This window comes from Blautia liquoris (assembly GCF_015159595.1).
GTDB lineage: Bacteria > Bacillota > Clostridia > Lachnospirales > Lachnospiraceae > Novisyntrophococcus > Novisyntrophococcus liquoris.
In genome coordinates this window covers 3,429,435-3,441,555 of record NZ_CP063304.1, presented here as the reverse complement: position 1 = coordinate 3,441,555, position 12,121 = coordinate 3,429,435, and the positions used below count along the sequence as shown (strand labels likewise).

At 42.1% G+C, this 12,121-nt stretch carries 9 protein-coding genes; 6 read left to right on the top strand and 3 right to left on the bottom strand.

Annotation, left to right across the window (positions count from 1 at the left end):
- Positions 1-25 precede the first annotated feature (25 nt).
- The 4 genes from INP51_RS15665 to INP51_RS15650 all read left to right on the top strand — a co-directional run bounded on the left by INP51_RS15665 (position 26) and on the right by INP51_RS15650 (position 7,093).
- Positions 26-2,482, top strand: a complete 2,457-nt coding sequence (locus tag INP51_RS15665) for a glycogen/starch/alpha-glucan phosphorylase (protein ID WP_193735669.1) — start codon at positions 26-28, stop codon at positions 2,480-2,482.
- A gap of 81 nt (positions 2,483-2,563) precedes the next feature.
- The gene (locus INP51_RS15660; protein ID WP_408610507.1) at positions 2,564-4,987 is read left to right on the top strand and encodes a hypothetical protein; all 2,424 of its coding nucleotides are present in this window, start codon (positions 2,564-2,566) and stop codon (positions 4,985-4,987) included.
- 1 nt (position 4,988) lies between these two features.
- Positions 4,989-5,876, top strand: a complete 888-nt coding sequence (gene rsmA, locus INP51_RS15655; protein ID WP_193735667.1) for a 16S rRNA (adenine(1518)-N(6)/adenine(1519)-N(6))-dimethyltransferase RsmA — start codon at positions 4,989-4,991, stop codon at positions 5,874-5,876.
- Between the two features lie 308 nt (positions 5,877-6,184).
- Positions 6,185-7,093 carry a DUF1002 domain-containing protein gene (locus INP51_RS15650; protein ID WP_193735666.1) on the top strand — a complete coding sequence of 303 codons (909 nt, stop codon included), beginning with the start codon at positions 6,185-6,187 and terminating at the stop codon, positions 7,091-7,093.
- Between the two features lie 185 nt (positions 7,094-7,278).
- Here INP51_RS15650 and INP51_RS15645 read toward each other — a convergent pair whose 3' ends face one another.
- The 3 genes from INP51_RS15645 to INP51_RS15635 form a co-directional block, all read right to left on the bottom strand.
- The gene (locus INP51_RS15645) at positions 7,279-7,914 is read right to left on the bottom strand and encodes a cob(I)yrinic acid a,c-diamide adenosyltransferase (protein WP_230406833.1); all 636 of its coding nucleotides are present in this window, start codon (positions 7,912-7,914) and stop codon (positions 7,279-7,281) included.
- 68 nt (positions 7,915-7,982) lie between these two features.
- Positions 7,983-8,525, bottom strand: coding sequence for an NADH peroxidase (locus INP51_RS15640; protein ID WP_193735665.1), 543 nt, complete (start codon positions 8,523-8,525; stop codon positions 7,983-7,985).
- Between the two features lie 98 nt (positions 8,526-8,623).
- A complete protein-coding gene (locus INP51_RS15635; protein WP_193735664.1) occupies positions 8,624-9,019 on the bottom strand; it encodes a Fur family transcriptional regulator in 396 nt (131 codons plus the stop codon).
- A gap of 156 nt (positions 9,020-9,175) precedes the next feature.
- On the opposite strand from INP51_RS15635, the gene metG reads away from it, so the two are divergent.
- Positions 9,176-11,164 carry a methionine--tRNA ligase gene (gene metG, locus INP51_RS15630; protein ID WP_193735663.1) on the top strand — a complete coding sequence of 663 codons (1,989 nt, stop codon included), beginning with the start codon at positions 9,176-9,178 and terminating at the stop codon, positions 11,162-11,164.
- Positions 11,165-11,300: 136 nt separating this feature from the next.
- Entirely contained in the window at positions 11,301-12,077 is a 777-nt protein-coding gene (locus INP51_RS15625) for a TatD family hydrolase (RefSeq protein WP_193735662.1), read from the top strand.
- Positions 12,078-12,121 lie beyond the last annotated feature (44 nt).

Sequence of the window (12,121 nt, the reverse complement as noted above, 5' to 3'; positions counted from 1 at the left end):
AACATATAGGTCAGGAGGATGGCTCATGTTGTATCTCGAATTCGAAAAGCAGACATTTAAAAAAACGGTAGCAGAAAATATAAAAAACTTATATCGCAGAACGCTTAAAGAGGCGACACCCCAACAGATTTTTCAGGCCGTGTCCTATGCTGTGAAAGACGTCATTATCGATAACTGGATGAAGACGCAGGCTCATATTGAGCAGGAAGATTCGAAGATTGTATATTATCTCTCAATGGAGTTTTTGACCGGGCGAGCACTGGGAAACGATCTGATCGCCCTCACTGTATATGATGAAGTGAAAGAAGCAATGGACGAACTGGGAGTGGATTTGAATGTAATCGAAGATCAGGAGCCGGATCCGGCCCTTGGAAATGGAGGGTTGGGACGACTGGCGGCCTGCTTTTTGGACTCACTGGCTACTTTGGGCTACCCGGCCTATGGGTGTGGGATTCGATACCGATATGGAATGTTCAAACAGAGAATTCAAAACGGCTGTCAGCAGGAAGTGCCGGACAATTGGTTAAGAGAGGGCAATCCTTTTGAACTTCGCCGTCCGGAGTATGCCAAAGAAGTAAAATTCGGAGGCTATGTCAGAGTGCAATACAATGAAAAGACGAAAAGAAATGACTTTATACAGGAAGGTTACCAGTCTGTGCGTGCCATTCCTTATGATATGCCTGTAGTCGGGTATAACAATGGCATGGTAAATACACTACGTATCTGGGATGCAGAAGCTGTGAGTGATTTTCAGCTGGATTCTTTTGACAAGGGAGATTACCACAAAGCTGTGGAACAGGAGAACCTGGCCAGAACAATCGTGGAAGTCCTCTATCCGAATGATAATCATCTTGCCGGAAAGGAACTGAGACTGAAACAACAGTATTTCTTCATATCAGCGAGCCTACAGACAGCGATTGAGAAATATAAAAAACAACATAGTGATATCGGCGATTTGCACAAGAAGGTTGTATTTCAGATGAATGATACGCATCCTGCAGTTGCGGTTCCTGAGCTCATGCGGATTCTGATTGATGAAGAGGGACTTACCTGGGACGAAGCATGGAAAGTGACAACTCACGCCTGTGCGTATACGAATCACACAATCATGTCAGAAGCTCTGGAAAAATGGCCGGTTGATTTGTTTTCGCGTCTTCTGCCCAGGGTGTATCAGATGATAGAGGAAATCAACCGGCGGTTTGTTGAACACATACGGTTTATGTATCCGGGTGATGAGAGTAAGGTGGCATCGATGGCGATCTTATATGATGGTCAGGTACGTATGGCGAACCTGGCAATTGTGGGGAGCTTTTCTGTTAACGGAGTTGCTCATATTCATACAGAGATTCTTGAAAAGCGGGAATTACGGAACTTTTATGAGATGATGCCGGAAAAGTTCAACAATAAGACGAATGGAATTACACAACGAAGATTTCTCATGCATGCAAATCCGCTTCTGGCCGACTGGGTTACGAAATACGTGGGAGAAGATTGGATCACAAATCTTCCTGTGATTGAGAGACTGATGCCATTTGCAGATAATGAGAAAGTGCAGAGGGAGTTTCTGAATATAAAGTACCTAAATAAGGTAAGACTTGCAAAATATATTAAAGAACACAATCATATTGACGTGGATCCACATTCTATTTTTGATGTTCAGGTGAAACGTTTGCATGAATATAAAAGACAGTTTATGAATATACTTCGTGTCATGTATCTGTATAACCTGTTAAAAGAAAATCCGGATATGGAATTCTATCCCCGGACCTTTATCTTTGGGGGGAAGGCAAGTGCCGGATATGAACGGGCAAAAGAAGTTATTAATCTGATTAATAATGTAGGCGAAGTTATCAACAATGATCCCGATATCAAAGGAAGAATAAAAGTCGTATTTATCGAGGATTATCGTGTGAGCAATGCAGAACTGATTTTTGCCGCTGCAGATATATCAGAGCAGATCTCAACAGCCAGCAAAGAAGCTTCGGGTACGGGCAACATGAAGTTTATGATAAATGGAGCCGTTACACTGGGAACCATGGATGGTGCGAACGTGGAGATTGTAGAAGAAGCAGGACGAGAGAATGTTGAGATCTTCGGTTTCTTGGCACAGGAAATTATTGATTACGAGAAAAACGGAGGCTACAATCCGCTGGATTACTATAATCGGGATCCAGAACTTAAAAAAGTTTTAGATCAGCTGATCAATGGAGAGTATTCCTGCGGCGACAAGGATCGCTTTCGGGATATTCATGACTCCCTTTTAGTACAAAGAGGTCAGGAGCCCGCAGATATGTACTTTATATTGGGGGACTTTAAGTCCTACATAACAGCCAGTCAGAAGATGGAGAGCAGGTACCGCGACCGTAGAAAATGGGCGAAAACCGCGATAATAAACATTGCAAAGTCAGGTAAATTCTCTTCGGACCGTACAATCTTCCAGTATGTGGAAGAGATCTGGCACCTGGATAAAATTTTGTTATAGTTCTTTTGACAAGGGTAAAGCGTTGTGTTAGAATTAGAGCAAATTTGTTATTTCGAAACATAGGAGAGAAAAAACTTCGAGGTGAATACGTTGGATAAGATTGAATATCGCGAAAAGTTGGAAGAGCTGACGGGTCTGGTAGAGCAGCAAGATTACGAAGAAGCTTTAAAGATCGCAGACAGCATCGACTGGCGGCGTGTTAAAAGCATACGTACTCTTAGCATGGTTGCTGATATTTACGAAGTAAATAAAAAGTATAAACGCTGCAGGGAGATATTACTGCTTGCCCACAGCCGCTCTATAATAGGAAAGATGGTATTATATCGGTTGGTGGAAGTTTCGCTGAAGCTTGGGGAGACAGAGGAAGCAGCCGATTATTACCTAGAGTTTGTAGATGCAGCTCCCAATGATAACTCTAGATTCGTACTAAAATATAAGTTATACAAAGCGCAGCATGCACCTCTTGAGGATCAGATTGCCATTCTTGAAGATTACAGAGACAGAGAATACACGGAACGATGGGCATATGAACTGGCCAGGCTATATGCAAAAGCCGGACACCAGGATAAGTGTATAGAGACATGCGACGATCTGATTTTATGGTTTGCCGAAGGCAGATATGTAAGAAAAGCCATGGAACTTAAGATGCAGTATGAACCGCTTTCACCGGCTCAGCAGCAGCTCTATACAAAAGAGCTAGATCAGGAAAAGGCAATAGGTATAAAAGAAAAATCCGAGAAGAAAGAGTCTGTTTCTGATCAGATAGAACCATCTGGCAGGCAGACATCTAAGGCAGCACAGGATAAACCCCAAAAGAAAAAAAGGCCAAAAGAAAATACAGAGGAGCTTCTTCAGAAGATGAATAGTGCAGGAGCTGCTATCACTTCTGAGGCAGGTAATAACCACATACCGGTGAATGAGTCTGAACGGGAAAAGGATTATGAACAGATGCCGGTGAATTCACCGGAATTCTTTGGGAAGACAGTAGATTTGAAAAAACAGCTGGAAAAGAGTATTCAGGAGGTTTTTTCTGGCCTGAAACCTGTCCAGGATGAAGAGAAGAAACAAGACGAAAGTTCTTTGCATACCGGTGACACTGGTGTAATTGAAGTACAGGACCTGGAACCGGAGAATGTTGAGACAGAAGCTGAGATAACCCCTGGGGCCTCAAAGAAGATATTGACAAGGGCTGACCATAAGAAGAAACCCGCAGAAGTAGAAACTGAGAAAATCACAACGCCAGAGGAGACGGAAGAGGAAAAGGAGACTCCTGCATCTGGGGACTTCGATCTGGATGCGCTTTTGAAAGAAACTGCCAGCGGTTTCTCCGAAGAGCTGGCTAGCGGAAACTTTAATGAAGACGATGTGAATCAGGATCTGGAAGAGTTCCTTTCATCAGAAACGGCTGATATTGAAGACAACGAGAAGAAAGACGCGAAAACTCGTATTATCCCTGATCTGGCTGATATGAGGCCGGAAGATGAGACCCATGGAGAGTATGAAAACAACCTGAACACAATTGTAGTACCCAAGATCAGCGAGCCGGATGATGGAAATGGGACTAAGATCTATAATCCAGTCCGCGAATTAGCTTCTGACGCTACTCGTGAGATTGATCCTGATGATCTGGAACGCCAGACGAAATCGATTCATACGACTGAAAAAACCGACGCAAAATCAATCGAGGAGGTTCTTCGGGAAGAAACACCGGAAGAGCGCAGAATCAGGATCTTAAGTGGTGGTACTCCTGAGAAGTTTTCCGATGATCAGAAGCGGATCTTCTCTTATTTTGCCAAGATCCCCGGAATTGACCAGCAGGTTCTTGATGCACTTTCCAGTGTATATGAACATATCGGAGAAAAAACATCAAAGCAGGGTAATATTGCTGTCATGGGCGGATATGCTACGGGCAAGACTAGGCTTTCGGACAGTATGATCCTGTCTATGTGCAAAGATCTGGGGCTTTCGGCTGCAAAGTATGCCCGCATTGACGCTTCAGATCTCAATCAGAGAGATCCGGCAGCTGTTGTCGATAAGATGTCGGGAGGATTTCTCTTGATTGAGCGCGCAGGTCTTCTGTATCCGAATGTCATACAGAAGTTGGATAAAGCGATGGAATTTCGGACAGACAGCATGGTTGTAATCATAGAGGATGAGAAGACCAGCATGCGATCCTTGTTGAGAAACAATCCGGAATTCGCAAAGAAGTTCGAGAAGGTGATATCGATTCCTGTCTTTACAAATGATGAGCTTGTGACATTTGCGAGGACCTATGCAAAAGAAAACGGTTACAAGATGGATGAGATGGGTGTTCTTGCCCTCTATACATTGATTGGTGACAATCAGACCTTGAATGAGCCAATGACAATAGGAAAAGTGAAAGATATCGTTGACAAAGCGATGGAAAGAGCCGGTAGAGGTACAAGACGCTTTGGAAGGAAGATGTCTGGGAAACGGACGGATGAACAGAACAGAATCATTCTCTACGAAAAGGATTTTGAATAATATGGACAGACCGTTACCAAAGCTTGGTACTCCCGGGAATACGATAGAAGTTCTGCAGAAATACAGGTTTAATTTCCAGAAGAAATATGGGCAGAATTTTCTGATTGACAGGCGTGTGCTTGAAAAGATTATAGATGCGGCAAAGATTGGATCAGATGACTACGTGGTTGAGGTTGGTCCCGGAATTGGAACGATGACGCAGTATCTGGCCTGCCATGCAAGAGAGGTGTGTGCAGTTGAAATCGACCGAAATCTGATACCTGTTTTAAAGGATACATTATCAGGGTATGACAATGTCACGATCTTAAATGAAGATATTTTAAAGGTTGATCTGAATACTCTTGTCAGAGAGAAAAACTATGGAAATCCGATCAAGGTGGTGGCGAATCTGCCTTATTATATAACAACACCGATTATTATGGGATTGTTTGAGCAGCATGTTCTGGTGGATTCCGTTACCGTAATGGTACAAAAAGAGGTAGCCCTGAGAATGCAGGCCGGACCCGGAACGAAAGATTATGGTGCACTGTCACTTGCTGTACAGTACTACTGTGTTCCGAAGATTGTGGCAAATGTTCCGCCGAACTGTTTTATACCGCGCCCGAAAGTGGGAAGTGCCGTGATTTCGCTTGAACGACATAAAAAACCGCCGGTCGTTGTATCGGATGAGAAGTTGATGTTTCGTCTGATCCGTGCTTCCTTTAACCAGAGAAGGAAAACACTTATCAATGCACTGACTAATTCACCTGATCTGTCTTATACGAAGGAAGAGGTGGCCGAGGCGGTTAGAAGATGCAAGTTTATACCGACAATCCGCGGAGAGGCATTAACGCTTCCGGAGTTTGCAGGGCTTTCTAATGTTCTTGGGGAATCATCCCATAATTCTTGATTTTGATATAGTTAAATAGATTAAAAGCCGATTCCCTGTATGGAATCGGCTTTCAATTTATATATTTACTAAAGGAAGGAGTGCCGATTCTAAAATCGGCGTATGAAAAAGAAAATTCAATAAAATAATCAATATTTGCTTGATTTATTTTATAATGTTATTATACGGGGTAAATGTGTTCTTTTCATGTTCATCTTGTAAAGAATTAATGAACTTTCTTTTAGATTTCATTAACTTTCCGCCACACCTCGAAAAGTATGGTATAATAAACCATCATCAGAAAAACCAAGAAAGGGGTTATAAGGAAAATGATTAAAAACAGGAAAAAGCATTTGGCAATACTTCTGGCAGCAGTAACAACATTTACCATGTCGGCTGTGCCGGCTTTTGCTGACCGTGTAGATAAAACCTATCTCGCCCTGGGGGCTGATTTAAACGAGCAGGATAAGAACAAGGTTCTGGAACTTCTTGATGTAAAGAAAAGTAATCTGGACGATTACGATGTAGTCACAGTGACAAATGCGGATGAGCATAAATATCTTGATTCATATCTGGATGCGAGCGTGATTGGAAGCAGAGCGCTGTCTTCCGTCAAAGTAGAACAGAAAAGTTCGGGAAACGGTCTTAAGGTCACAACTAAGAATATCACATACTGTACAAAGGTTATGTACCAGAACGCACTGGCAACGGCGGGTGTCAAGGATGCAGATATTGTGGTAGCCGGACCATTCAACATCTCTGGGACAGCCGCTTTGGTCGGAGCGATGAAAGCCTATTCGGAATTGACAGGAAAAGAACTGGATTCTGATAAAGTGGATACGGCAACAGATGAACTTGTCACAACCAGTAAGATTGCAGATGAGATCGGTGATCAGGATAAGGCAGAAGAGCTGGTCGGTGCCGTAAAAGATGCAGTTGTCTCAGAGAATATAAAAGATCCTGCTAAAATCGAGGATACGATCAAGGATACTGCGACAAAGCTTGAGATCTCGCTTACAGAAGAGCAGATCCAGATGATTCGAGATCTGATGGAAAAATTATCGAAACTGGATCTTGATATTAACAGTCTGAAAGAGCAGGCAAAAGGCTTGTATGATAAACTGAGCGACCTTGATGTAAATCTTGGTATCAGTAAAGAGGAGGCAAATGGATTCTTTGCAAAAATTGCAAATTGGTTCTCACAATTATGGGATAAAATACAATCTGCATTCCAATAATAAGAAATGTATGTGTGAAAAACATACAACAAAAGAGAAAATAATATTTGATAAATAGAAGATATTAATAAATAAGTTTCTTTTTGTTCATACTATGTTCATAACGAATTGGTATCATATTCTCAGGTTAGATACGAATAATCATGATAATTGCCCAGAGTATAACCGCTCTGGGCGCTCCTCTTTTATCGTTCGATTCCGTTTCTTGCCATAATTCCCTTGTCAAAAGGATGCTTTACCTTTTGAATCGAGGAGACATAATCAGCCACATCGATAAGGGCTTTACTGGGGTCCTGACCGGTGAGAATTACCTCAAGTCCTTTTGGCTTCCGGCAAAGATAATCCAAAAGGATGGTCTCCTCAAAAAGATCGCTGCTGACTGCATAGATGATCTCATCCAGGAAAAGTACATCGTAATTTTCTGATTCGGCCAGTCTGGTGATTTTTCGAAACTGTGATTCATAGAACAACTTTCTTTCTTCTTTTTCTTCTGATGACAATTTAAAACTGAATTTTTCAAAATCCAGTCCATCGACAAATGTAATATTGTCTATGGTTTCAAGCACTTTCCGTTCACTCGTCTGATTATTCTTCATGAACTGATAAATCAACACCTTGTAGCCGTATCCTGCGGCTCTGGTGCATAAACCCATACCACAAGTTGTCTTTCCCTTGCCGTTGCCACAGTAAATGTGAATAAGTCCTGCCTGTTTGTCCATTTTTATACCCTTTCCAAAGTTCTGGTCTTTTAAGGCCTTATCTAAGTGTCCACTATGATTATAAAGCGTATTTTGATATCTGGCAACTAAAAAACGCCGCATGTTATCACATACGGCGTTTTTTACTAAGGGGAATTATAAGTACCAACTAAACATTTACAATGTTGCAATTATTCAAAGTAGCGTTTCAGCATTCCCTCGAATGCTTTTCCATGGCGAGCCTCATCTTTGGCCATCTCCATAACAGTATCATGAACCGCATCGAAACCGGCATCTTTGGCGCGTTTAGCGAGGTCGACTTTTCCGGATGTAGCACCGTTCTCAGCGTCTACGCGAACTTGAAGGTTTTTCTTTGTGCTGTCTGTTACAACTTCACCTAAGAGTTCAGCAAATTTGGATGCATGTTCAGCCTCTTCATAGGCTGCTTTCTGATAGTAAAGACCGATTTCCGGATAGCCTTCTCTGACAGCTGCACGGGACATGGCCAGATACATACCAACTTCTGAGCACTCGCCTTCGAAATTAGCCCTCAGATCTTTTTTGATGTCTTCAGGAGCATCTGCAGCAGAACCTACGACGTGCTCTGCAGCCCATGTTCTCTCATCGGTTTGCTCTTTAAACTTGGATGCGGGAGCTTTGCAAACCGGGCATTGTTCCGGTGGAGTCTCTCCCTCGTAAACATATCCACATACACTGCAAACCCATTTTTTCATATTCCAATACTTCCTTTCTTGTGATTTTGAATTAACAGTAATAATAACTGTTACTGATATTATAATATCTCAAATCTACTGCTTTGTCAAGAGCTTTTTTACTTTTTTGATTTTTGCTTACATGCAGGACATATTCCGTAGAAATTGACAGAGCAATCTTCGATGATTCCCTCAAAATTCTTTTCGGCCAAATGCCGGATTTTAGTCTGATGATCGAGTTTCATATCCAGTACGGCACCACATTCCCTGCAGACAAAGTGACTGTGCGGGGTTAGATCTGCTTCATAACGATCTACCCCGTCACCGGCGGAGAACTTCTTAATCTCTCCAAGTTCTGCAAGGAGAGCAAGATTTCTATATACAGTGCCAAGACTGATATTCGGCTGCGTCCTGCGAAGTTCGGTATAAATCATGTCAGCGGTAGGGTGATCCTTCCGGGTTATCAGCAATTCTTTGATTGCTTCACGCTGTCTGCTGTATTTCAATGCTTGCATGTAACCCTCCTTTCAAATAATGATAATGGTTACTATATTTAGTATAATCTACAAGTGGTATTATGTCAACGAAAAAACAAAAACCGTGTCTTTCCAAAAGCGGACAAGTATGCTATGATATCTTTATATCACGGTAATTTTAAGGAGTTGTGAAGATTGGAAAAACAAAAATATTATATATCGACTGCCATTGCATATACGTCGGGAAAGCCCCATATAGGAAACACATATGAGATTATTCTTGCTGACAGCATTGCCAGATTTAAGAGAATGCAGGGATATGATGTGTATTTTCAGACGGGAACAGATGAACATGGACAGAAGATTGAGCAGAGAGCAAAGGATCAAGGAGTAAGCCCGAAGGAATTTGTTGACGATGTATCTGGAGAGATACAGCGCATCTGGGATTTGATGAATACCTCCTATGATAAGTTCATACGTACTACGGATCATGACCATGAGGTCCAGGTCCAGAAGATTTTTAAAAAACTATACGATCAGGGAGATATCTACAAGGGGTTTTATGAGGGACAGTATTGCACAGAGTGTGAATCCTTTTACACACAGTCTCAGCTTGTTGACGGAAGATGTCCCGAATGTGGCGGTGAGGTTACTCCGACGAAAGAGGAAGCCTATTTTTTTAAGATGAGTAAATATGCACCAAGGTTGATTGACTATATTAATGAACATCCCAGGTTTATTCAGCCGGTTTCCCGAAAGAATGAGATGATTAATAACTTTCTGAAACCAGGGTTACAGGATTTATGCGTTTCTCGTACTTCGTTTACATGGGGGATTCCGGTTGACTTTGATCCAAAACATGTAGTTTATGTATGGCTGGATGCTTTGACGAACTATATCACGGGAATTGGATATGACTGTGATGGCAGCAGCAGCGAAAAGTTTAAGAAATATTGGCCGGCAGATCTTCATCTGATTGGAAAAGATATTGTACGCTTTCATACGATTTACTGGCCGATTTTCCTTATGGCACTGGATCTCCCCCTTCCAAAACAAATTTTTGGACATCCATGGCTTTTACAAAATGACGGGAAGATGAGTAAATCGAGGGGAAATGTTATCTATGCGGATGATCTGGCAGATCTGTTTGGAGTAGATGCGGTACGCTATTTTGTACTTCATGAAATGCCCTTTGAAAATGATGGAGTTATCACATGGGAGCTTATGGTGGAGAGGATGAATTCTGAGCTTGCCAACACATTGGGAAATTTAGTGAATCGGACGATTTCCATGTCAAATAAATATTTTGATGGTATTGTCAATGATACCGGTGCCGTGGAAGAACCAGATGATGAATTCAAGTCTGTGATCATATCAATCCGTGCTAAAGTTGAAGCCAAGATGGATGAACTTAGAGTTGCCGATGCAATCACCGAAATCTTCAATCTGTTTAAGAGATGCAATAAATATATAGACGAGACGATGCCATGGGCTCTGGCAAAAGTCCCTGAAAAAAAGGATCGGCTTTCCACAGTATTGTATAATCTAGTGGAGGGAATCTGTATCGGCGCAAATCTTCTGGAACCGTATATGCCGGAGACGACAGAACGTATTCTTTCACAGCTGAATGTGGGAAAGAAAGATTACGATGAACTGTCTGTGTTTGGTCTGTATCCGTCAGGAACAAAGGTGACTGACAAACCTCAGATACTCTTTAAACGCCTGGATGTCAAGGAGACGATGGAAAAAGTTGAGGCCCTTAAACCAAAACTAAAAGAGCTCAAAGAAAGTCAGTCTCCCGAAAAAGATACAAAGGATTCACAGAAGAAAGAATCTGTGATCGACATAGAACCGAAAGATGAGATCACAATAGATGACTTTGACAAAATACAGTTTCAGATAGGTGAGATCATATCCTGCGAAGCTGTAAAGAAATCGAAAAAACTTCTATGTTCACAGGTAAGAGTTGGAAGCCAGATAAAGCAGATTGTATCGGGAATTAAAACACAGTATACTCCGGAGGAAATGGTCGGAAAAAAAGTGATGGTTCTTGTGAATTTAAAACCCGCGAAATTGGCGGGAATTCTCTCGGAAGGCATGCTTTTGTGCGCCGAAGATGCTGATGGGACCTTGTCTCTTCTGACATCTGAAAAAGAGATGCCGTCCGGTGCAGAGATCTCTTAGTAAATCAGAGAACTGCATGGTTAAACTAATTCAGATTGTATAGGGATTGACTATTTTTTCATCAAGTTTTATAATGAACCTAATATTTACTTGAATGTGTAAGAATGGTTTATCTGCCTGAAAGATGAGGTGTATCATGATTTTTGAAACCCACGCACACTACGATGATGAAGCGTTTGATGATGACAGAAAGGCAGTGCTAGATTCGCTTAATGATCATGGAATCGGACGTGTAATTAATGTGTGCTCATCTCTGGAAAGTCTTACGACAACGGAACAACTGATGGAACAATATCCATTTATCTATGGAGCATTTGGACTGCATCCGGATGAGACGGGCAATTTAAACGAAGAGATCATTGAGAGAATCCGCAGGCTGGCACGAAAAAAGAAAGCAGCAGCAATCGGAGAGATAGGCTTAGATTATTACTGGAACAAAGAAAATCACGAGGAGCAGATCTATTGGTTTGAACGACAGATGGAGCTTGCCAATCGGGTAAAACTGCCGATCATTGTGCACAGCAGGGATGCAGCATTGGATACACTCCATTCGATGAAAAAATTGCACGCCGATGAAATCGGGGGAGTTCTTCATTGCTTTTCCTATTCCAGGGAAATGGCCAGAGAATACCTCAGTATGGGGTTTTATCTGGGAATCGGGGGCGTTGTTACATTTAAAAACGGAAGGAAGATGAAGGAGGTGGTCAATTATGCACCGCTGGATCGGATCCTTCTGGAGACAGACAGTCCTTATCTTGCACCTGAACCGAATCGCGGAAAGCGGAATTCATCCCTGAATCTGCCATATATAGCGCAGATGATAGCTGAGATTAAGCACATTGATTATGAAGAAGTGATTCAGGTGACCGAAAAGAATGCAGAAAGGTTATTTGTTAAGAAGCAACCTGCCTAATCCTGCCGCTTTTGCTGTCGGGAAGCTTAAGAAAGAGTCAGATG

Coding starts and splice junctions, on each gene's coding strand:
- INP51_RS15665 (WP_193735669.1), top strand. CDS start 26: ATGTTGTATCTCGAATTCGAAAAGCAGACATTTAAAAAAACGGTAGCA.
- rsmA (WP_193735667.1), top strand. CDS start 4,989: ATGGACAGACCGTTACCAAAGCTTGGTACTCCCGGGAATACGATAGAA.
- INP51_RS15650 (WP_193735666.1), top strand. CDS start 6,185: ATGATTAAAAACAGGAAAAAGCATTTGGCAATACTTCTGGCAGCAGTA.
- INP51_RS15645 (WP_230406833.1), bottom strand. CDS start 7,914: ATGCGGCGTTTTTTAGTTGCCAGATATCAAAATACGCTTTATAATCAT.
- INP51_RS15640 (WP_193735665.1), bottom strand. CDS start 8,525: ATGAAAAAATGGGTTTGCAGTGTATGTGGATATGTTTACGAGGGAGAG.
- INP51_RS15635 (WP_193735664.1), bottom strand. CDS start 9,019: ATGCAAGCATTGAAATACAGCAGACAGCGTGAAGCAATCAAAGAATTG.
- INP51_RS15625 (WP_193735662.1), top strand. CDS start 11,301: ATGATTTTTGAAACCCACGCACACTACGATGATGAAGCGTTTGATGAT.